The sequence below is a fragment of the Streptomyces niveiscabiei genome, assembly GCF_033794345.1.
Classification (GTDB): domain Bacteria; phylum Actinomycetota; class Actinomycetes; order Streptomycetales; family Streptomycetaceae; genus Streptomyces; species Streptomyces niveiscabiei.
On the sequence record NZ_JARAYJ010000001.1, the window covers coordinates 56,383 to 78,427 of the forward strand.

The following is a 22,045-nucleotide window of genomic DNA, read 5'->3' on the forward strand; positions in this document are numbered from 1 at the left end:
GATATCGACCACTGTAGCGAAGCGATCACGCTCCGGCAGCCGGATGGTCCCGGCGGCTGACGGTGACCTCGCCGACGCCGATCCGGACGTTCACCGAACCGCCTCCGGCCCACCGGACCGTCAACTCCCCTTCTCCGGTGGTCTCCACGTCGACCGCCTCGCTCAACTCCCCGGGTTCCGCCTCGCCGGTGAGCCTCGCCAGGGCGACGAACAGGGTCGGGTCGGGGCCGGTGCGCTCGCCCTTCACCGTCACGAGTTCGGAGCGGGTGCCTTCGGACGCGGGCCAGCCCGTGATGCGGACGGGGGTGCCTTCGGGGGCGCCCGACACCAGGAACGCCCGTACTTCCACGGCCCCTTGGGCGAGGGTGACGCTCGTGACGCGGGCGTCCGTGGCCGTCGTGTGGTGGGACGCGATCCAGTCGGGGCCCGTGCCGAGGGGGGTGATGTCCGTGCGGGTGGGGTCGTCGCCGATGAGCACGCTGTTGTCGGGAACAGGCGCGGGGGTCGTGATCGTCGAGTAGGCGAGGCGCGTGTAGTACGGGTCGTAGCGGGTGTCCTCGCTGCCGTGGTTGTGGAGGCGGACGATGCCGTCCGAACGGGTCGACTGGAGCAGCCAGTTGGGGGCGGGCAGCGGGGTGAGGGCGTCCTCGCGCTCCGAGGGGGACGGGGTTTCCACGGCCGTCCAGACCTCGTGGTCCGGGGGCAGGAGGAGGCCGAGGAAGCCCTTGCTGGCCCAGTAGGGGGACGCCGGGCCCGAATAGCCTTGCAGGACACCGGAGTCGGGGCCGTGCCAGCCCAGGGTGAGGAGGCCCTGCGGGGAGACCGTGTCGCGGTCCAGGAAGTACTTCAGGGCGCCGGAGGCCAGGCGGCGGGTCTCGCCGGGCTTCAGGGGGGTGCGGCCGGTGAGGGCGCCGAGCCAGAGGGGGGCCGTCGTCGCGAAGCGGTAGGTGAGGGAACGGCCCTGGTGCATGGGCGCGCCGTCGGCGCCGAACAGGCGGGCGTAGTCGGCGAGATGGCGTTCCAGGCGGCCTCCGTAGAGGTCGAGGAGTTTCTCGTCGTCCGCGAGCCACGCGTGCAGGACCGGGTAGAGGTGCATCGCCCAGCCGTTGTAGTAGTCGAACTTGCGGCCGTCGCCGTCGGTGTACCAGCCGTCGGCGACGTACCACTGCTCGACGCGTTCGAGGCCGTGGTCGATGGCGCGGCGGGAGGCGTCGGGTTCGTGGCCGATGGACGCGAGGAAGCCGCCGACGGTGACGGGGAACAACTCCCAGTTGCAGGGCCAGGGTTCGGCGGTGAGGCCGTCGGTGAGCCAGGCGGCGGCGCGCTGCTGTACGGCGTCGTCGAGGCGGTCCCACAGGAGGGGGCGGGTGAGGCGCAGGGCGAGGGCGATGGAGGCGGCCTCCACGAGGGGCTGGCCGCGGTGTTCGATCTTCGGCCAGGCGCCTGCCGTGCCGGCGGCGAGGCCGTCCGCGTAGCGTTCGAGGGCTGTCTCGTCGCGGCGGAACGCGGCCAGCAGGAGGGTGCGGGCGTAGCCTTCGAGGCCGTCGGAGAGGCGGCCGGACCAGCTCTGGCGGTCGCCGGGGAAGTGGTAGAGGGCGCGGTCGGGGGTGGCGTACGGCTCGGTCGCGGCGAGGAGGGTGTCGGCGGCGCGTTCCCAGTGGGCGCGGGTGTAGCCGGTCGCCGGGCTGAGGGCGGGGTCGGGAGGGGGGAGGTGCATGTGCGGACGCTCTTCTCGGGCTGCGGCTCTGCGGTGTTCATGGACCTGGGGCGCCCCGGTTCCGGTCGGGACGCCCCAGGGGCTCGTACGGGCTCATTCCCCGGGGAACGCCACCCCAGTCACCCTTCCCTCACCAAGCCCGCCGGTACGAGGTGTTGTGCGGTGAGTTCGTCCCGTACGAGTTGCGCGTACAGGGTCGCTCCATGCACGGACGTGTGGGTGTTGTCGCGCTTCTCGTTGTAGAGGTAGACCGCCTTGGACCCCTCGGGCCCGAGCGACTCGACGAGCGCCTTGGTCTTGGCGGTGAGGTCGATCAGCGGGACGTCCTGGGCCGCCGCGACGGAGCGGATCACGGCGGGGTGGTCGACGCCAAGTCCGTTGACCAGCAGGGCGGTTCCGTTGTTGAGGGTGCCGTCGGAGTTGAACCAGCGCCGGACGATGGGCGTGACGAGGACGGGCCGGCCCTGCTGCGCCCGGATCCCGGCGACGAGGGCCTCCAGGTTCGCGCGGTAGGTGGCCTCGTCGGTCGTCTTGTCGTTGTGCGCGAGCTGGACGAGGACGAGGTCGCCGGGCCGGATCAACGGCTGGACGGTGGCCCAGAGTTGAGGGTTCGACAGATAGGTGACCGTACTCTCCCCGGAATCCGCGTAGTTGGCGACGGAGAGGCCCTTGCGCAGGTACTGGGGCAGCTGTTGGCCCCAGCCGGAGTACGGGTCGCCGGGCTGGTCGCAGACGGTGGAGTCGCCGACGAGGAAGATCTGGCGGGCGTGCCGGGCGGGGGTGACCCGGATGCCGGCGAGGGCGGGGGCGCTGCCGCCGAGGGCGAGGTCGAGGCCGGGGGTGCCGTCGGGTCCGGTCGGTTCGCCTTCCGGCGTACGGACGTCGACGGTGAAGCTGCGGGCGGTGCGCTCGCCTGCGGGTACGGCCGTCTCCGGGAGGAGGGAGCGGCGGGTCTCGCCGGTGATGCTCGTGGCGGACGCGGCGCTGCCGCCGAGGAGCACCTGTACGTCGTAGGTGCCCGGCGGGACGTCGAAGTGGCAGGCGGTGGCGGTGCAGTTGGCGAGGCCGAGGCGCGGGCCGCCGGGGTGGGCCTGGGCGGGGGCCGCGGACAGGGCGGTGCTCAGGGTGAGCGCGGCCAGCACAGCGATGTTGAAACGTCTCACTCGGTGCTCCTGATGGGTGGGACAGGGCCTGGCGGCAGGACCGTACCCGCTTCGGCAAGCGCTTTCTAGACTCTGGACCCATTTCACATGATTGCCAACCTCCTGCAAGCGAAAGCCCTTTCGCGAAATCGATTCAACTGTCACTCTGCTGACAGCCGGAGCCCGGTCGAGCCGATCACGGACCCGGCACCCGCACCCACCCCCGCATCTCGACCCCCCACCCCACAGGAGGCTCCCCAGATGTCCGAAAACACCGTGTCCGAAAACGCGAGAGCCGCCACCGCGACGGGAGTCGGCCGCCGTGCCTTCGTCGTCGGCGCCGCAGCCGCCGCCGGGACCGCCGCCCTCGCGGGTCCGCTCGCCGCAGGCGCCTCGGCGGCGGGCTTCGGCTGGAGCGACGACGGCTCCAACTACGTCGTGGACACCGGCGCCAGCCTGGTCTTCAAGGTCAGCAAGTCCAACGGCGACCTGTCCTCGCTGGTCTACAAGGGCACCGAGTACCAGGGCTACGGCGGCAAGAACTCGCACATCGAGTCGGGCCTCGGCTCCTCGACGGTGACGATCGCGCAGTCCGGCTCGACGATCCTCGTCTCGGTGGCCTACGGCACGCTCCGGCACTACTACGCGGCCCGCAGCGGCGAGAACAACATCTACCTGTGGACCAACCGCGCCGACACCTCGGTCGCGTCGACCCGCTTCATCCTGCGCGTCAAAGCGGGCCTGTTCCTCAACGACGAGCCGGATTCCTACACGTACGCGCCGACGACCATCGAGGCGTCGGACGTCTTCCGGAAGTCCGACGGCCAGACCCGCTCGAAGCACTACTCGAAGCTGCGGGTCATCGACTACAACTACGTCGGCTGGAGCGCGAACGGCGTCGGCCTGTGGATCGTCCGCTCCAACCACGAGAAGGCGTCCGGCGGCCCCTTCTACCGCTCCCTGCTGCGCCACCAGAGCGCCGACGGCGGCGGCCTGTACGAGATCCTGCACTACGCCCAGAACCAGACCGAGAACGAGCGCTTCGGCCTCCAGGGCCCGTACGTCATCGCCCTCACCGACGGCGGCGCCCCCTCCTCCGCGCTGTACGCGGGCACCCTGACGACACCCTGGGCGGACTCGCTCGGCATCTCCGGGTACGTCGGCTCCGGCGGCCGGGGCAAGGTCGCGGGCGTCGGCATCACCGGGCGCAACACGGCGTACCCGTACACCGTGGGCCTCGCCAACTCGACGGCCCAGTACTGGGGTTCGGTCCGCTCCTCGGACGGCTTCTTCTCCATCGGGCAAGTCCTGCCGGGGGCGTACACGTTGACGGTGTTCAAGGGGGAACTCGCCGTCTACACGCAGCCGGTGAACGTCACCGCCGGCGGGACGACCACCCTCAACTCCATCGCGATCCCGTCCTCCAACGACCCCTCCAACGCGGGGACGATCTGGCGCATCGGCGACTGGAACGGCACGCCGAGCGGGTTCAAGAACGCCGACCTGATGACGTACGCGCACCCCTCCGACACCCGCGCCTCGGCGTGGACCGGGAACGTCGTGATCGGCAGCGGCGGCGAGACGTCCGCCTTCCCCTGCTACCTCTGGAAGGACGTCAACTCCGGGCTGATCGTGTACTTCAAGCTGACGGCCGCGCAGGCCGCCGCCGCGCACACGCTGCGGATCGGGGTCACCACCGCGTACGCGAACGGCCGTCCGCAGGTCGTCGTCAACGACTCCTGGACGTCGCCGCTCCCCACGCCGCCCACCCAGCCGAGCACGCGGTCGCTGACGAACGGGTCGTACCGGGGGAACAACTACACGTTCACGTACAGCGTTCCGGCGAGCGCGTGGCTCACCGACACGAGCCAGTACAACCAGTTGAAGATCAACGTGGTGAGCGGGTCGGGGTCGACCGGGTTCCTGAGCGCGGGGACGGCGATCGACGCGATCGATCTGCTGACGTGAGAGGAGAGGGTCCGGGGCCGACGGCTCCGGACCCTCCTCGGTATCAACTACCGCGCGTCCACTGCTGGTTGGTCGTGCCGTTGCACGTGTACGTGATGATCGCGGCCGAGTTGGCGGTGGAGCCCCCGTTCACGTCGAGGCACTCGCCGCTCGCCCGGGACTTCACGAGCCAGTAGCTGCCGGAGGCGGTGACGCTCCACTGCTGGGTCGTCGCGCTGCCGCAGTTCTCCTGGGTGACGTTGCTCGCGTTCTCCTGGAGGCACAACGAGCTCTGGCGGCCGATCAGTTGGTAGTAGCCGGTGCCGAGGTCCTTGAACCACCACTTCTGGTTGCCGCCGCTGTTGCAGGTGTACTGGCTGATCGCGGCGCCGGTCGCCAGGGACTGGTTCGCGACGTCGGCGCACTTCGAACTGTGGCGCGCGACCAGGGTGTTGTAGGTGGCGCTGACCCCGGAGACGGTCCCGGCGGCGGTGTCCACGGTGATCTCCGGGGACCACGACATCGACATCGAGGTGCTGCTCGGGAAGGTCAACGGCAGCCACACGTAACGGGAGTCGTTGACCTTGCCGCCGAAGGAGTTGCCCCAGCGGTCGCCCATGTAGAGGTACGAGGTGCCCGAAGTCCCCTGGACCGGCAGGACGTACGCGGTCTGCGAGCCGTACGCCGTCGAGTCGCCGACGTTCGTCATCGCGGACCAGGGACCGGCGAGGTTCGTCGCGGTGGCGTACTGCTGCTGGTTGGGGCTCCAGCCGGTGGCGCCCGAAGTCAGCATGAAGTACACGCCGCCCCGCTTGAAGAGGGCCGGTGCTTCGCGGTGGCCGCCCGCCCAGGGGTTGGCGACGAGGCTCGCGATGCCGGTGTAGTCGGCCGTGAGCCGGTAGATGTGGAGGTCGTAGTTCTCGTTCGCCGCCGAGACCATGTAGCCGGTGCCGTCGGTGTCGACGAACGCCGTGATGTCACGGGACATGTGCTGGCCGAGGGGGCGGAAGCTGCCCTGGTAGCTGTAGTTGCCGTCGACCGTGTCGGAGACGGCGACCGCCGCGCGGGCCTCGCCGTAGTCGACGCCGTTCTCCTTGTGCATCCACATCACGAACTTGCCGGTGGACGCGTTGTAGATGACCTTCGGGCGTTCGATGTACGCCGTGCCCAGTTCGCTCGCGCTGGACTGGGTCAGGACGCGGTTGCGGAACTCCCACGTCTTCAGGTCGGTCGAGCGGTAGGCGTCCACCGAGCGGAAGGTGTTGTCGGCGTTGCGGTCCTCGCCGAACCAGTAGTAGTAGGAGCCGACCTTGATGACACCGCCGCCGTGGGCGTGCACGGCGTTGCCCGAAGTGTCGGTGAACTGGACGCCGTTGGGGAGCGTCTGGGGTGCGGCCTGGGCGGGACCGGCCAGGGCCAGGGCGCCGGCCAGGGCCGTACAGAGGGCGATCAGGATCGCGTACACACGTCTCATCTCACGCACTCTCCTTAGCGGTGTCGGCGCTGGGGACGCCGAAGTCCGGTGTGCCGTCCGGGTTCCAGCCGAACGGCTGCATGCGGGTGTGGCGGTTGGGGTCGTCCAGGGGGTCGCCGTCGATCTCCTTGTAGGAGCGGGCGTGGTAGAGGATCACGTCCGTCTCGCCGTCCTCGGCGACCGTGAACGAGTTGTGGCCGGGGCCGTAGACGCCGTTCGCCTCGCTGGTGGCGAGGACCGGGAGCGGGGACTTCGTCCATACGGCCGGGTCGAGCAGGTCGGCTTCCGCGTCGGCGGTGAGGAGGCCGACGCAGTAGTGGTGGTCGGTGGCGCTCGCGGAGTAGGTGAGGTGGATACGGCCGTCCCTCGTGATGACGTACGGGCCCTCGTTCACCTTGTGGCCCCGGCACTCCCACTCCAACTCCGGTGCGGACAGGACCGCCTGAGGGCCCCTCAGGGTCCAGGGGTTCGCCATCGCGGAGAGCAGGATCGCCGTGTTGTGGCCCTCGCGGGTGGGGTCCGCCTGGGCCCAGGCCAAGTACTGGACCCCTTTGTGTACGAACGTGGTCGCGTCGAGCGAGAAGGTGTCCCACTCCGTCTCGACGCGGCCCTTCTCCGTCCAACTCCCCTCGAAGGGGTCGTCGTTCGGGTTCTCCAGGACCCAGATGCGGATCCTCCACTCGTCCTCGGCGGGAGCGGCGGCGAAGTACACGTACCAGGCGCCGTCGACCCGGTGGAGTTCCGGAGCCCAAATATGGGCGGCCATGTCGCCCGTGGGGTGGGCGTTCCAGATCACCGACTCGGGGGCCTCGGCGAGACCCTCGAGGGTGCGGGAGCGGCGCAGGACGATGCGGTCGTACTGGGGGTGGGTCGCCGTGAAGTAGTAGTGGCCGTCCGTGTGCCGGAGCGCCTGGGGGTCGGCGCGGTTGAGGACGAGGGGGTTCATGTGGGGGCGCACCTCACGAGCGGTGTTCGACACTGCGAACAGAACGTGACATTCCGATCGGCGAAAAGGTAAGTGCGCGTTACGACAAGGTCAACGGGTCTGACGTGACTCGGGAGAAAGCGTTTTCTAAAACTTGTTTCGAAGATTTTCGACCAGGGCTTTCGGGGCGGTCTACTCCTGCGTCTCGGGCCCCTCCTGGCGTCCCCTCAGCCAGACGTACACCGGGATCCCCGCGAACAGGAACAACGCGCCCTGGTACACGGCCGCGTAGCCCGCCCCGGCGATCAGCCAGAACGAGAACCCGAACGACAGCCCGGCGACGAGCAGGTCGCGGACGAGCCCGGCGGGCCGTACGCGCTCACGCGTCCCGCGCGCCAGCCAGTACAACTGGGCGGCGGCGGACAGGAGATACGGCACGCAGCCGGTGAACGTCGTGATGAGCACGAGGACCCGGAACGTGGTGTCCGGTCCCGCCGTGTAGTTGAGGCCGATCAGCGCGGTGCCGAGCACGGCGACCGCCCACACGCCGAAGCCGGGGACGCCGCCCTTGCCGACCTTCGCGAACGGCTTCGGGAACAGGCCGTCCTGGGCCGCCGCGTACGGCATCTGAGCCGCGAGGAGGATCCAGCCGTTGAGGCAGCCGACGATGGAGGCGACGGCGACCAGCGCGATGGCGGTGCCGCCCCAGGTGCCGCCGGTGACGGCGTTCACCGCGTCGGCGAACGGGGCGCCGGACTCGACGAGTTGAGCGTGCGGGACGAGGCCGAAGACGGCGACCGTGCCGAGGATGTACACCAACGCCGAGGCCAGCGTGCCGAGTACGCTCGCGCGGCCCACATTGCGCTCCGGGTTCTCGACCTCGCCCGCGCTGACGGCGGCCGACTCGACACCGAGGAAGCTGTACAGGAGCAGGGCGGCGGAGGCGGCGAGCGCGCCCGGGACGCTGTCGCCGGTCGCGTTGAACGGGCCGAAGTTGTCCGTGTCGACGAAGAAGAGGCCGATCGTCGCGACGAGCAGCAGCGGGACGAACTTCAGCACCGTGGACACGATCTGGACCGTGCCGACCCAGCGCGTCCCCGCGAAGTTCGCGGCGGCCGGCAGCCACAGCGCGAGCAGCGCGACGAGCCCCTCCAGCGCGTGGTTGCCGTGCAGCGGGATCAGGACGTCGACGTAGCCGACGACCGCGACGGCCAGCGCGGCGATGGAGACCCAGCACATCGTCCAGTACGACCACGCCGACAGGAACCCGGCGAACGGGCCGAACGCGTCGCGCGGATAGACGTACAGGCCGCCGGTGACGGGGCTGCGCTTCGCCAGCTTGCCGAAGAGCAGAGCGAGGAGGACGGCGGCGACCGAGAGGACGACGAAGGCGAGGAGGCTGAGGGTGCCGTAGGGAGCGACGGCGGCGGGGAGCGCGAAGATGCCGCCGCCGATGATGTTGCCCATGACGAGGGCGGTGGCGGCGGTGAGGCCGAAGGTGCGGCGCGGGGACGCCGGACGGGGAGGGGTCTCTGCGGGGGCTTCGGGGGCGCTGGCGGAGGTCATCGTGGTTCCAGGGGCGGTTTCGGGACGAGGGGGCGTGATCGTATCCCCGTATCCCACATCGTGGGCAGTCCGTTCACGAACTGGACACAATCGGCCCGCCCGCGCCGTGTCGACTAGCGTCGGAGCATGACCAGCGAAACGCCCTCCCCGCTCCTCACCGAGGCCCTCGCCGCCGGTTGCCTCGTCCTCGACGGCGGCATGTCCAACCAACTGGAGTCCGCCGGGCACGACTTGAGCGACGAGCTGTGGTCGGCGCGGCTCCTCGCGGAGGTGCCGGAGGCGATCACGCAGGCGCACCTCGCGTACTTCCTCGCGGGGGCGGACGTCGCGATCACGTCGAGCTACCAGGCGACGTACGAGGGGTTCGCGAAGCGGGGGATCGAGCGGGAGAGGGCGAGCGAACTCCTCACCCTGAGCGTGGAGTTGGCGCGGGAAGCGGCACGGCGGGCCGATGCCGGGCGCCCCCTCCACGTAGCCGCCTCCGTCGGCCCGTACGGCGCCATGCTCGCCGACGGCTCCGAGTACCGGGGCCGCTACGGCCTCACCGTCGCGGAACTCGCCGCCTTCCACCGCCCCCGCATCGAGACGCTGGCCGCGGCGGCCCCCGACGTCCTGGCCCTGGAGACCGTCCCGGACGCCGACGAGGCCGAGGCCCTCCTGGAGGTCGTGCGCGGCCTCGGGGTCCCCGCCTGGCTCTCGTACAGCGTCGAGGGCGACCGCACGCGCGCCGGCCAGCCCCTGGAGGAGGCGTTCGCCCTGGCGGCGGACGTCGACGAGGTCGTCGCGGTCGGCGTCAACTGCTGCGCGCCCGGCGACGCGACGCGGGCGGTGGAGATCGCGGCGCGCGTGACCGGCAAGCCGGTGGTCGTCTACCCGAACAGCGGCGAAGGCTGGGACGCGAACGCCCGCGCCTGGACGGGGAGTTCCTCGTTCGCCCCGGAGGAGGTCGAGGGCTGGCGCACCGCGGGCGCCCGCCTGATCGGCGGCTGCTGCCGGGTCGGCCCGGAGGCCATCGCGTCGATCGCGAAGACGCTGGCGGACTAGCTGGGGCGGGCGCGGTGCCGCCCCGTCGGGGCGGGCGCGTGGAACGCCCCGGCCCCGATCGCCCGCCGGCCCGTCCCCACCCCCTCGCACGCTGCTAGCCTCCCCGCTGGGAACCGTTTACCCGAACCGTTTCCGCAGTTGCGCGGGGACGCGGACCGGCCCCCGGCGGAAAGCGGTTACTGCGTGGGTTTCCACCGGTCTCACGGGCGCAGCACGGGGCGAAGAGGGGCGGAACATGACCAGGAAGAGCGGGGAGCGCAGCACGATCCGGGACGTCGCGGCCCGCGCCGGGGTGTCGGCGGCGACCGTGTCGCGGGTGCTGGGCGGGGTGTATCCGGTGAGCGCGGAGACGCGCGGGCGGGTGATGCGCGCGGTACGGGACCTGGACTACGTCGCCGACGCGCGCGCGAAGGCGGTCGCCGGGGTCGGCACCCCCACGCTCGCGTTCGTCCTGGAGGACATCACCGGCCCGTCGTTCGCGCTGATGGCGTACGGCGTGGAGCGCGAGGCCGCGCGCCACGGCCACCTGTGCCTGGTGTGCGGCACGGAGGGCGACGTACGCCAGGAGACCGAGTTCGTGGAGATGATGCGGGCGCAGCGGGCCGCCGCCGTCATCCTCGTGGGCGGCACGGCGGACACCCCCGAGTACCGGGAACGCACCACGCGCATGGCCGACTCGCTGGCCTCGGCGGGCTCGCGCCTGGTGCTATGCGGGCGCCCCCCGCTGAACCCGGGCGCGCCGGTCACGGTCATCGAGTACGACAACGAGTCCGGCGCCCACGCCCTGGTCGCCCACGTCCTCGCGCAGGGCCACACCCGGGTGCTGTTCCTCGGGGGCCGCCCGGACCACACGACGGCGCAGGGCCGGGAACGCGGTTACACCAGCGCGCACCGGGCACGCGGCGTCGAGGTCGACCCGGCGCTCGTCCTGCACGGCGACTTCACCCGCGACTCGGGCCACCGTCTGATGCGCCGGGCCCTCGCAGACGGCCTCGACTTCACGGCGGTCGTCGCGGCGACGGACATGGTCGCGGCGGGCGCTCTGACGGCGCTGCACGAGGCGGGCCTGAAGGTCCCGGACGACGTCTCGCTCGCCGGGTACGACGACATCCCGTACGCCCGTGACCTGTACCCGGCGCTGACGACGGTGCACGTGCCGTACGAGGAGCTGGGCCGCGTCGCGGTCCGCACGGCCCTGGGGCGCGCGCCGGGCGCGTCGGACGAGCATCTGCTGCTGGGGACGCATGTGGTCGTCCGGGACTCGGTGAAGCCGCCGAAAGGCTTGCAGTAACGGGCTGTAACCGGTTACCCCGCTTTACCGGACCCCGTCCGCCGCAGCCTCCGTACCACCGACCGCAGCTCGGTCCCCCGCAGAGAACGGGCGGGAAGCGGTTCCACAACGGCCTCGGCCTGGTGCGGCACGGCCGGCCCGGCGTCCCACAGCGCGAGATCGGCGTCCCGCAGGCCGGGCACCGTCCGCGTCTCCCCGTCCCCGAAGACCCGCACGGGGTGGGTCGCGTCCCACGCCTCCCAGCCGGGGTCGCCGGTCTTGACGAACCGCGTCCACGCCCCGTGCATCTCCACGGCAAGCGTCTTCGGCGGGTTTCCTCCCGCGAGCTTCACGGAGTCCGGCGAGTGGCCGGCGTCGAAGACGAAGCCGAGTTCGAGGGAGTGGCAGGCGCCGAGTCCGGGGCGTCCGGAGGGCCAGGCGAACTCGTACAGGTATGACGTACCCGGGCGGGAGTCCGCGAGGCGGTGCAGGGGGCGGCGGAGCATGTGGTCGGTGACCATCTGGCCGACGACCTCGGCGGGCCCGGCGTCCGGGTGGAGGGCCCGGTAGCCCCGTGGTACCTCGGAGCCACAGTGGCAGCGGGCCATGGCCCCCGCGAGGGCGACGGGTCCGAGCCGGTCGACGCGCTCGACGAGTCCGCCGGGGACGAGCCAGAGCCGGTACTCGTCGCGGGTCCAGCCGACGAGCAGGTCCACGTCACGGGCGACATCGCCGTCGGTCAGCGCCTGGAGCGGGTCGCGGGGCACGAGGTCGCCGTCGGTGACGATGCCGAACGCGGGCCCGCCGAGGACGGGGCTGGAGAGCCGCCCGACCTCGTACTGCGTGCGCAGCAGCAGTTCCCGGTCGACGGCCGCGAACGCCTCGGCGGTCGCCGGCACCTTCAGCCGGTTCGCCATCCGGCGCACCATCCGCCGCACCTTGTCCCGGTCGGACGCCTCGGGCGCCCCGCTCTGGAGCACAGCCCGCCGGAACAGGCCCTGCGCCCGCGGTACGGCGATGAGGGCGCCGATGCTGATCGCGCCGGCCGACTGGCCCATCAGGGTGACCCGGTCGGGGTCGCCGCCGAACGCGCCGATCGCGTCGTGCACCCACTGGAGCGCGGCGAGCTGGTCGCGCAGTCCGGGGTTGGCGGGGGCGTCCGGGAAGAGGCCGTAGCCCTCGACGCCGAGCCGGTGGTTGAGGGACACGAACACGATCCCGTCCCGCGCGAACGACGTCCCGTCGTACACCGGCACGGCGGAGGAGCCCCTGGTCAGCGCGCCGCCGTGGAACCAGACGACGACGGGCAGCCGGGCGCCGGGGCCGGGCTCGGGCGTCCAGATGTTGAGATTGAGGCAGTCGTCCCCTGGGATGTCGGGGTCGGACAGGAACTGCGCGAAGGCTTCGGAGTACGGGGGTTTCGGCGCCGTGGGACCGAACGCCCCGGCGTCCCGGACGCCGCTCCAGGGCTCGGGCGGCGCCGGGGGCCTGAACCGCAGGGCCCCGAAGGGGGGCGCCGCGTACGGGATACCCCGGAAGACCGAGACGCCGTTCTCATACCTGCCGCGTACATCGCCGTAAGGGGTCTTGACCACCGGCCTCATTCGCCACCAGCCCTTCGCCGCACTCGTGCACCGGGTAGTACCAGAGCACCACAGGGACGCCCGGTATTCCGGTGCACGAGCCGTTCAGGGGGCTATTCGGCGTACATCGCCCTATTTGGCGTACATCAGGGTGCCGAAGCCGAGCTGGTCGAAGCCTCCGCTCGTGGTCCCGTAGTCCCCGCCGCCGCCCTCGGGGGCGACGGCGGCGTAGATCTGGGCGATGTACTTGTCGTCGAGGCCCAGGCGCCGGTTGTAGTGGAAGTGCAGCTGCGCCCAGACCGGGCGGGCCTGGCCCCGGGACGTCGCGGAGACGACCGTATGGGACTGGCGGGCGCAGTTCTGCCCCGTACCCCAGGTGTACGTCGTGAAGGGGACGTCGAGGCCGAGGTTGTACTTGGCGACGTACTGCGCGGCCTTGAAGAACCGGCGGTCGTCGTACGAGTACAGGTCGTCGCCCTGGTTCCAGGCCATCTCGCAGATCGCGCCCATCTGGCCCATGCCCATGACGGTGTGGCCCTGGTCGCGGCCGGACTCCTGCCACTGGCCGAGCGCGTAGCCGTCGGAGTCGGTGTGGAGGAAGGGGACGGCGTTCTTGATGGAGCCGTTGCCCGCGCCGGACTTGAAGTAGGTGACGGCCTGGTCGTACTTGGCCGCGTCGTCGTTGAGGATGCCGATGGCCATGACGGAGCCCATGTTGCAGAGGTCCCAGTTGGCCCAGTAGTTGGTGATGCAGGCGTCGTTGTGGCCGGTCAGGAACTGGTTGTTGAGGGGGTAGAAGACCCGCGCCAGCATCTCCTGGGCGGCGGCGAGGTCGAACCCCGGGTAGCCGCGCATGAGTTCGCAGGCGTTGGCGAACTCCCAGCCGTAGATGCCGGCGGCGAGGAAGCGGTCCGCGTTGCCGGTGACCGACGTCAGCGTCTTCGACCAGGCGTTGAGGATGTTCGCGGCGCAGGCCGCGTTGGCCTCGGTGCCGGCGACCCGCCAGCGCAGGGCGTTCTGGTAGGCGGCGGCGATGTCGTTGTACAGCTGGGGGTAGTTCTCGCCGGTGCCGCCGCGGACGATGGTGGCGGTGGCCCGGTTCGTCCAGGTGGAGGCGGAGTGGGAGTTGGCGGTCAGCCTCTTCCAGCCGGCCAGCCAGGGGTCGGTGCCCGCGGCGACGCGGACCTTGGCGCGGTTGATGTCACCGGCGTTGTGGAGCATGCCGGGGTGGGTGAAGGTCGCCGGGGCGGCATCCGCGGTGGTGGGGGTCAGCGCGGAGGCCGCCGAGCCGAGCGCGAGGGCGGCGCCGAGGCCGCCCGCCGTTTTCAACAGGGTGCGGCGGCTGGGGAGTTGGGGCGTGCTCTGGGGAGTGCTTTGGGGAGTGCGGCTCATGGGGGTGGGGCTCCCGTCTAGTCGGAGGTGATGATCACCTCGGTGAACCGTGCGGTGGCGAGGGCGAGTTGGCTGCGCGAGCAGACCACCAGGCCCACGTGGTAGGGGGCGTCACCGAAGAGCGGGACCGTGCCCTCGGCGAGGGTGGTCCAGGTGGCGCCGTCGTCGGCGGAGACGGCTGCGGCGAAAGCGGTTCCCGTGCGCTTCAGCCGTAGCAGGGTGGGGAGTTGTACGGCCGTGGCGCCGCTGAACGCGGAGGCTCCGGCGACCGTCGGGCGCAGCATGAGCTGCGCGGTGCTCCCGCCGGTCACGACGATCCCGGCGGCGAGGTCGAAGGGGTTCGCGGACTTGGCCATCAGCAGCCCGACCCGGTCGGCGGTGGCGCCCTCCCGGGACAGCAGCCGCGCGGTGACCGTGCAGTCCCCGCTGACCTGTCGCCGTACGAACTGGCCTGTCATCCCTTGGTTGTTGGCGCTGAGGTCGACGCCCGCGCCGCGTACGGTGAAGGTGTCGTCCGCGTACGTGGTGCTGCCGGGGGTGAGGATCGCGACGGCCCCGAGCGTGCCGAACGCGGACCGGTCGGTGACGGTGTCGCCGAGGTCGGCGGCGGTCCAGGGGGCGGGGACCCGGCTCGGCGGGACCTGGACGACGGGTGCGGGCGCCGCCGCGACACGGGCCGCCACGGTCGCCGAACAGGGGCCGGTTCCGGTGGAGTTGGTCTTGGCGACGGCGTAGTGGTACGTCGTGCCGGGGTCGGCGGTCGGGTCGGTCCAGCGGATGCGGGTGCCGAAGCCGACGGGTCCGACGTCGGTGGCGACGGCCCGGAAGGGGCCGCCGGGGCGGGGGGCGCGCAGGACGGTGTACCGGGCGGACAGGTCGGGGTCGGTCCAGGTGAGGCCGTTCGGCCCGGCCGTGAGGTCGGTGGCGGTGCGGGTGGGTCGCGGGGTGCGCCAGAGGGTTCCGGAGCCGTCCGTCACGGTGACGTTGTCGAAGGCGCCGGTCCCGGTCCCGGCGTACGGCGCGTCGACGCCCAGGCAGGAGGTGAGGGTGAGTCCCGCGCGGACCGTGCGGCCCAACTCGACGTCCGTGGAACCGACTTCGGTCCAGTGGACGCCGTCCGGGGAGATCGCTCCGGTGCAGCGGCGGCCCGTGCGCGTCACCCGTACCCAGTAGGGGGCGCGCAGCCGGTATCCGTCGCCCGCGCCCTCGACGTACGGCGCTTCGAGCGGGGTCGCCGACTCGGGGAGCGTGCCGAGGCCGGCGAGGGGGAAGGCGGCCTTGGTGGTGATCGCCTCCTGCTGGGTGGGGGGAACGGGTGTGGAACCGGTTGCTGAAACGGCGGCGCCCTGGGCGGGGCGTACGCTCCACACGCCGCTCCAGGTGTGCAGCGGCAGTCCCTGGATCAGCAGGGAGGCGTGGGCCGCGTCGGGGTCGGTGGAGTTCCGGAGCGTGACGCCGATCCTGGAGTACTGCGAGCTGAGCGGCCACACGATCCGCGCGGTCACCGATCCGTCGCCGCGCAGGGGGAGGTGGGCGAACTGGTGGGTGTCGGCGGTGCCCGACGCCTCCAGCACGAACCGTTCCCCGTCGTACGCGGTCGAGCCGGGGATCTTCACCGCCCCGACGTCCCCGCTCGTCCAGGGCCCGGGCAGCCCGGCGTTGGCGGCGACGGCCGCCGAACTCCCGCTCGCCCCGAGGTCGTTGGAGGCGCTGACGGTGTAGTGGTAGGCCCGTCCGGGCCGGACGGCGGTGTCGGTGTGCTCCGGTGCGCCCACGCCGGTCGCGAGCACCGTGTAGGGGCCGGCGGGGTGGGTGGCGCGCCGGATGGTGTAACCGCTTGCAGCAACAGAGGGCAGCCAGGCCAGCCGGACCGCGCGCTCCTCCCCCACGGCGGTGAGCCCGGCCGGGGGCGCCGGAACCGTCGGCGCGGGGGCCGTCGTACCGGCGTAGGCGAAGGTCCCCCAGCTCGGGAGGTCGTCGTTGCTGCCCTCGACCGCGCGGGCGCCGTTCGCGCCCCGGAAGACGGCCGCCCGGACGTTGGGCGCCTCGATGCCGCGTACGCCCTGGTAGTGCGCGAGGTACATCTCGTAGATCGGCGGCAGGTTGCCGCGGCCGATCGCGGAGACCGTCTGTTTGATGTATTTGCCGGTGCGGTCGAGGTCGGGGGTGAAGGGGACGTCGCCGCCGAGGTTGTAGCGGGCCGCGTACTCGGCATTGGCGAGGATGCGGTTGCCGTCGAAGCCCCACAGGTCGACGCCCTGGTTCCAGGCGACCTGCGCGATGTCGCCCATGAGGCCGACGGCGAGCTGCTCGTGGCCCTGGTCGCGGCCCGACTCCTGGCCCTGGCCGTCCGGTTGGACGACGCGGTGGGCGACGCTGCCGTTGCCGGCGCCGGCCGCCGCGAAGCGCAGGGCGTCCTCGACGAGGGTGGGCTCGTCGCAGAACACCCCGATGGCCAGGATCGTCTGAACGGCCGTCAGGTCCCAGTTGCCGTTGGCGTACAGCATGTAGCCGGAGACCGCCGGGTACCAGACGTCGAGGAACGACCGTTCGCAGCGCGCGATGTCGGCCTCGGCCCAGCCGTCGTAGCCGGTGTGGCGCAGGAGTTCGGCGGCGTTCGCGAACTTGAAGCCCTGGAGCCCGGCGCCGAGCGGTCCGTCGGCGCCGGTGACGATCGTCAGCGAGGCCGACCAGGCGTTGAGGATGTCGCGGGCCTTGTCGGCGTGGGCCCGGTTGCCGGTGACCGCCCACAGGAGGGCGTTCTGGTAGGCGGCGGCCGAGTCGGCGACGGCCTGGTTCTGGAAGTTGGTGGGGCCCCGGCCCCAGGAGGTGATCTGGCCGGTGTTCTGGACGGCGTACGTGCTCTGCGAGCGGGCGTGCCCGGCGAGCGCCAAGTAGCCGTCGTACACCGGGGATTGCTTGGCGGCGACGGCGGCCGTCAGGCGGGCCAGGTCGTCGGCGGTGTGCAGCAGGCCGGGGTGGGCGAACCCCGAACTCCCTTGTGCTGTACGGATGGTGGCGCTCGCCGCCGGGACGGTCAGGGTGCTCGTCCCGGCGGCGAGGAACAGGGCTGCGGACGAACTCAGCAGTCCGCGGCGGCTGATGGGGCTCACTGCTGGGCCTGCGCTTCCGCGGTGGTGATGAACTTCAGGTTGATGACGTGCTCGTTGGCGAACCACTGCACGACGTCGGTGGTGTAGTACCAGCCCGGCTTCTTCATCGAGTCGGCGATGGCCTGCCCGTTGATCACCAGGTTCTCGAACGTCACGTTCTTGATGGCGTGTTCGGCGTCGTAGCCGAGGAACAGCGACGGCTTGGCGTTGGTGCCGGTGTAGGTGAGGTTCTTGATGTAGACGTTCTCGATGCCCCGGCCGACGGAGGTGTTGTACTTCGTGTTGTACATGACCTTCATGTAGATGACCTGGCCCCAGCGGAAGTTCTCGATCCGGATGTCCTCGGCGCGGACGTTACGGATCAGGTTGGAGTCGCCGGGGTTGAGGGCGATGCAGCCCTGGTAGTTCATCTGCGGTTCGCGGTGGTCGCAGATGTCGATGTTCTGGAAGTGCAGGTTCTCGATGACTTCGGGGTTGTCGGTGTTGCCGTGCGTGCCGACGTTGATGGGGTGCGCGACGTCGGCCCAGAGGGTCGCGTTCTTCACGGTGACGTTGCGGGTGTCGCCGTAGTAGTTCCAGCGGTGCGCGTAGATCGCTATGCAGTCGTCGGAGTTGCGCATGAAGACGCCGTCGATGACGACGTTCTCGCTACAGAAGACGTCGATGCCGTCGCCCCAGCCCTTCGAGCTGAACGAGCGCAGGCCCTTGATGTGGACGTTCTTGCTGTTGCCGAGCTGGGTGGCGTACCCGTTCGGGTTCAGCATCGTGACGCCCTCGATGCTGATGTTCTCGCTGTTCTCCACCAACGCCCCGCCCCCGGAGGTGGAGTTGATGAACCCGCGGCCGGTCAGGCGGGCGTTCTTCACGCCCTGGAAGAGGACGGTCGCGGTGAGGACGGCGCCGCCGTCGAGGTGGACGGTCTGGCCCTCGGCGACCTTCAGGGTGCCGCCGGAGACGGTGTGCACGCCGGGCCCGAAGTAAAGGACGTCCGGGTCACCGGACTTGGGGGCGTGCGGGTCGGGGCGGCCGGTGAGGACGTGCAGGGTGTCGAAGACGTCGTCGTTGATCTGGACGACGACGTTGCGCGGTTCGTCGAGGGTGAACCGGAGGGTGTCGCCGAGGAGTTCGGGCGTGATGCCGTACGAGTCGGGTCTCACGCGGGCCTTGGTGGTGCCGCCCTTGAGGTAGGTCACCTCGATCTCGACGGAGCCGTGGAAGTCGAAGGAGACCAGGGAGGAGTTGTAGACCTTGCCGGAGCCGGTGGCCGCGTTGATCTCGCCGAGCTGGGGGCGCCAGATGTCGAGGGTCTGCCAGTCGCCGTCGGGGGCGGTGCGGACGCGGACCTTGTAGCCGGTGTTGGTCGGCATCGACGTGGGGCGGGGGTAAGTGACCAGCTTCGGGGCCGAGTTGGCGTCGTCCGAGGCTGCGTCCGCCGCGCCGGCCGTCATGCCGGTGAGCCCGGCGGCGAGGGTGGCGGCGCCGGCGGCCTGGAGGGCGGTGCGGCGGGAGAGGGGCGTGTTCATAGCGGCTCCTGGTAAAGGCGCGGAGGAAGGAGTTACTTGAGTCCCGACGTCGACATCCCGGCGACGAAGCCGCGTTGGGCGACGAGGAACACCAGCAGGATCGGCACGACGTACATCACCGAGGCGGCGGCCTGGAGTTCGGGGACCGGCGCCCCCGAGTCGTTGACGTAGGTCGTCATCACGGCGACCGCGAGGGTGGTCCGGTCGGTGGAGAGCAGGAGTTGGGGTGCGATGTAGTCGCCCCAGGTCCAGGTGAAGGCGATGATGAAGCTCGCGGACAGGACGGGCCAGGACTGCGGGAGGAAGATCCGCCAGAAGATGCCCGCGTATCCGGCGCCGTCGATGATCGCGGCCTCCTCCAGTTCGCGCGGCAGGCCCGCGAAGAACTGCCGGAACAGGAAGACGAGATAGGGCGCGGCGGACAGTCCCCACAGGACCCACGGCCAGTACGTGTCGACCATGCCGAGCTTGGCGAAGATGAGGTAGGTCGGCAGCAGGGTGATCATCTGGGGCAGCATCATCGAGCCGATGAGGATGCCGAACAGGGTCTTCTTCCCTGGTGCGTCGAGGCGCGCGAACCCGAACCCGACCCAGGCGGAGCTGAGGGTGACGAGCGTGGCGTAGATCAGCGCGATGATCAGGGAGTTGCGGGCGTATCCGAGGAAGTCGATCTGGGTGAAGGCGTCGGCGAAGTTGTGCCACTGGAAGTGGTCGGGCAGCCAGTGGACGGGTGAGGCCGCCAACTCCCCTTGTGTCTTCAGGCCGGTGAGGATCAGCCAGCCGAACGGGCCGAGGAACAGGCCGGTGAGGGCGACGAGTCCGGTGTAGAGGGCGAGGCGGCCCGTGCGGACGCGGACGGTCGTGGTCACTTCTTCGCCTCCGGGTCGACGTTGTAGAAGACCACGCCGGACGTGAACCTGAAGAGCAGTCCCGTCACGGCGAGGATGATGACGAAGAGCACCCACAGCAGCGCGGAGGCGTAGCCGTACCGGCCGAGCGCGAAGTACTGCGCGAACACGTGCATCATGTACAGGTAGTTGGACTGCGGGACGGTCGTGATCCCGCTGGTGTCGCCGAGCGGTGCGAGCAGCAGCGGCATGATGGTCTGCACCGAGGCGATCATCCCGGTGACGGTCTGGAAGAGCAGGACGGGCGACAGCAGCGGGACGGTGATGCTGCGGAACGTCCGCCAGGCGCTCGCCCCGTCGAGTGTGGCCGCCTCGTGGAGTTCGCGGGGTACGTCCTGGAGCCCCGCCAGCGAGATGATCATGATGTTGCCGGCGGTCCACAGCACGGTCATCAGCAGCACGTAGCGCGCGTACGGGTCGGCGAGCCAGCCCACGGCGTCGATGCCGAGGAATGTCAACGCCCCGTTGGTGGCACCGGAGTTCTGGTCGAACAGCGCCTTGAAGGCGAGTCCCGCGCCGACCGGCGGCACCACCGCCGGCAGATAGATCAGCGTCCGGAACAACCCCCGTGCTTTCAGGGGCCTGTTGAGCAGGACGGCGAGTCCGAGCCCGGCGGCGATGGACAGCGGCACGGACGTCACGGCGAAGAGCCCGGACCGGCCGAGGGCGTCCCAGGTCACCGGATCGCCCATCAGCTCGCGGTAGTTGCCGAGTCCGATGAACCTCCAGTGCGGGGAGATCCCGTCGAACGTGGTGAAGCTGAGCCAGAGCGCGTACCCCATCGGGATCACGGTCAGCAGTACGAAGCCGATGATCCAGGGGGAGGTGAACAGGTAGAACGCGCGGTGGCGGCGGGCGACCATGGTCGTGCCGCGCTTGCCGTGCACCAAAGGCGCCTCGGGCCGTACCGGCTTGGCAGTGATCTGATCGACCGTCATCCCACCTGCTCCTTACCGCGCTTGAGCTGCTCGTTGACGACGTCGTTCAGCTGTCCGGCGAGTCTGTCGACGGAGATCGCGCCGTTCATCGCCGCCGGAGCGACCTGGTTGAAGAGGGCGTCGAGGGCGTCGGCCCGCGTGTACGGGGTGAAGGAGACGACCGAGTAATGCTTGAGTTCGTCCTCCTGCACCTTCAACGTCCGCTGCTGGTACGCCTCTTGATGGGGCATCAGGGGGCGCAGGGACTTGAGGGTGGGGATGCCCCAGCCTCCGGCGGCGCGTTCCCTGGCGGGTTCCTCGCCGAAGAACCACTCGAAGATCCGCCAGGCGGCGTCCTTGTTCCTCGCCTTCTTCGGCATCCACAGTCCGGTGCCGCCCTGGCAGGCGCTGATGCGGGGGCCGCCGGCGAAGACGGGTGCGGGGGCGAGCCGGGAGACGGCGGCGAGTTTCGGGTCGGTGGCGATCATTCCGCCGAGCCAGTAGCCGGAGTTGGTCATCGCCATGCGTCCGGCCTGGTAGGTGGGTCCGTCCCAGCCGTTGGGGTCGGGCTGGATCAGGCTCGGCCCGACCTTGGTGTGGCAGTAGTCGATGTACCAGGCGAGCGCCTTGCGGGCTTCGGGGGTGGTGAAGTCGGCGCGGGAGAAGTCGTCGTTGAAGAGGCTGCCGCCCGCCGAGGCCGTCATCGTCGCGAGCAGCGTCGAGCGGGTGAGGCCGGCGTAGCTGCCGCCGAAGACGATGGTCTGGCCCCGCTTGCGCTGGACGAGGCGGCGCGCGTCCTCCTGCCACTGCTCGAAGGTGACCGGCTCGGTCTGCGACGGGTAGGGGATGCCCGCCTTGTCGAAGACGGCGGTGTTGTACCAGTACATGGAGTCCTGGGAGAAGTCCTTCGCCATGCCGTAGCGCGGCCCCTTGCCCTGCGTGCGGCCGTCGAAGCGCCACAGGTCGTTCACCGGGTCGAGGTCGGCGGCCCTGAGGACGGTGGAGCGCGCGAAGTACGGGTCGAGGTTCTCGGCGGTGTCCCGGGCCGCGAAGTACGCGGCGTCCACCGCGCCCACACCGCGCACCAGGTCGGGCGGGTTCCCGCTGGTCAGCATCGCGATCAGCTTGGTGATGTCCCACTTGACCAGTTCGATGGAGATCCCGAGCTTCTTCTTGGCCTGCCTGACCTGGTCCGGGGTGATGTCACCCGGCGAGACCATCATCGTGACGGTCTCGCCCCCGCCGCCGACCGAGCCGGAGACCTGGAGCGCGCAGCCGTTCAGCGCCGCCGCACCGGCCACGGCCCCACCGGCCGACAGCGCGAGGAACCTGCGTCGGCTGGGAGGGGCACCGGCGTGGGAGCGCATGGGGTCTCGCCTTCTGGGAGATGGGAGAGGGGGAAACGGGCAGGGCGGCGGCTCGCCCGAGTAATGCGTAGCAACCGGTTGCTACGACCGAGTGCGCTGAGCTTCTGCCGCTTCACGGGGCTCGTCAAGGGTTTGCGCACGTTTTCGAAAACTCCGT

Annotated in this window: 15 protein-coding genes; 3 read left to right on the top strand and 12 right to left on the bottom strand. The window is 70.6% G+C overall.

Going from position 1 to position 22,045, the window contains the following annotated elements; all coding sequences use genetic code 11:
* Positions 1-25 precede the first annotated feature (25 nt).
* Together PV682_RS00225 and PV682_RS00230 are read right to left on the bottom strand one after the other, a co-directional pair.
* Positions 26-1,717 carry a DUF2264 domain-containing protein gene (locus tag PV682_RS00225; RefSeq protein ID WP_319722673.1) on the bottom strand — a complete coding sequence of 564 codons (1,692 nt, stop codon included), beginning with the start codon at positions 1,715-1,717 and terminating at the stop codon, positions 26-28.
* A gap of 119 nt (positions 1,718-1,836) precedes the next feature.
* The gene (locus tag PV682_RS00230; RefSeq protein WP_319722675.1) at positions 1,837-2,880 is read right to left on the bottom strand and encodes a rhamnogalacturonan acetylesterase; all 1,044 of its coding nucleotides are present in this window, start codon (positions 2,878-2,880) and stop codon (positions 1,837-1,839) included.
* Between the two features lie 240 nt (positions 2,881-3,120).
* Between PV682_RS00230 and PV682_RS00235 the strand changes: the two genes are divergently transcribed.
* On the top strand, positions 3,121-4,827 hold the full coding sequence (locus PV682_RS00235; RefSeq protein WP_319722677.1) for a rhamnogalacturonan lyase B N-terminal domain-containing protein: 1,707 nt from the start codon (positions 3,121-3,123) through the stop codon (positions 4,825-4,827).
* 43 nt (positions 4,828-4,870) lie between these two features.
* On the opposite strand, the gene PV682_RS00240 is transcribed toward PV682_RS00235, so the two are convergent.
* The 3 genes from PV682_RS00240 to PV682_RS00250 form a co-directional block, all read right to left on the bottom strand.
* Positions 4,871-6,280 carry an RICIN domain-containing protein gene (locus tag PV682_RS00240; protein WP_319722679.1) on the bottom strand — a complete coding sequence of 470 codons (1,410 nt, stop codon included), beginning with the start codon at positions 6,278-6,280 and terminating at the stop codon, positions 4,871-4,873.
* Position 6,281: 1 nt separating this feature from the next.
* Positions 6,282-7,268 carry a glycoside hydrolase family 43 protein gene (locus PV682_RS00245; protein ID WP_319723323.1) on the bottom strand — a complete coding sequence of 329 codons (987 nt, stop codon included), beginning with the start codon at positions 7,266-7,268 and terminating at the stop codon, positions 6,282-6,284.
* Between the two features lie 129 nt (positions 7,269-7,397).
* Positions 7,398-8,771 (bottom strand): amino acid permease, encoded by a 1,374-nt coding sequence (locus PV682_RS00250; protein ID WP_319722681.1) that lies wholly within the window; start codon positions 8,769-8,771, stop codon positions 7,398-7,400.
* A 126-nt stretch (positions 8,772-8,897) separates the two neighbouring features.
* On the opposite strand from PV682_RS00250, the gene mmuM reads away from it, so the two are divergent.
* Both mmuM and PV682_RS00260 read left to right on the top strand, forming a co-directional pair.
* Positions 8,898-9,815, top strand: coding sequence for a homocysteine S-methyltransferase (gene mmuM, locus PV682_RS00255; protein ID WP_319722683.1), 918 nt, complete (start codon positions 8,898-8,900; stop codon positions 9,813-9,815).
* A gap of 235 nt (positions 9,816-10,050) precedes the next feature.
* Positions 10,051-11,106: a LacI family DNA-binding transcriptional regulator gene (locus tag PV682_RS00260; protein ID WP_319722685.1), complete on the top strand. Its 1,056-nt coding sequence runs from the start codon at positions 10,051-10,053 to the stop codon at positions 11,104-11,106.
* 14 nt (positions 11,107-11,120) lie between these two features.
* Here the strand turns inward: PV682_RS00260 and PV682_RS00265 are convergent, their stop codons facing one another.
* From PV682_RS00265 to PV682_RS00295, 7 genes are all read right to left on the bottom strand, one after another.
* Positions 11,121-12,680 (bottom strand): carboxylesterase/lipase family protein, encoded by a 1,560-nt coding sequence (locus PV682_RS00265; protein WP_319722687.1) that lies wholly within the window; start codon positions 12,678-12,680, stop codon positions 11,121-11,123.
* 120 nt (positions 12,681-12,800) lie between these two features.
* A complete protein-coding gene (locus tag PV682_RS00270) occupies positions 12,801-14,060 on the bottom strand; it encodes an alginate lyase family protein (protein ID WP_319722689.1) in 1,260 nt (419 codons plus the stop codon).
* 17 nt (positions 14,061-14,077) lie between these two features.
* Entirely contained in the window at positions 14,078-17,173 is a 3,096-nt protein-coding gene (locus PV682_RS00275; protein ID WP_319722692.1) for an alginate lyase family protein, read from the bottom strand.
* Positions 17,170-18,696 (bottom strand): glycosyl hydrolase family 28 protein, encoded by a 1,527-nt coding sequence (locus tag PV682_RS00280; protein WP_319722694.1) that lies wholly within the window; start codon positions 18,694-18,696, stop codon positions 17,170-17,172. Before PV682_RS00280 ends, PV682_RS00275 begins: the two co-directional genes overlap by 4 nt.
* A 32-nt stretch (positions 18,697-18,728) precedes the next feature.
* On the bottom strand, positions 18,729-19,565 hold the full coding sequence (locus tag PV682_RS00285; protein WP_109362767.1) for a carbohydrate ABC transporter permease: 837 nt from the start codon (positions 19,563-19,565) through the stop codon (positions 18,729-18,731).
* Positions 19,562-20,542 (bottom strand): carbohydrate ABC transporter permease, encoded by a 981-nt coding sequence (locus tag PV682_RS00290; RefSeq protein WP_319722697.1) that lies wholly within the window; start codon positions 20,540-20,542, stop codon positions 19,562-19,564. The genes PV682_RS00285 and PV682_RS00290 overlap by 4 nt, the downstream gene beginning before the upstream one ends.
* Positions 20,539-21,888, bottom strand: a complete 1,350-nt coding sequence (locus tag PV682_RS00295; protein WP_319722700.1) for an extracellular solute-binding protein — start codon at positions 21,886-21,888, stop codon at positions 20,539-20,541. Before PV682_RS00295 ends, PV682_RS00290 begins: the two co-directional genes overlap by 4 nt.
* Positions 21,889-22,045: the final 157 nt, after the last annotated feature.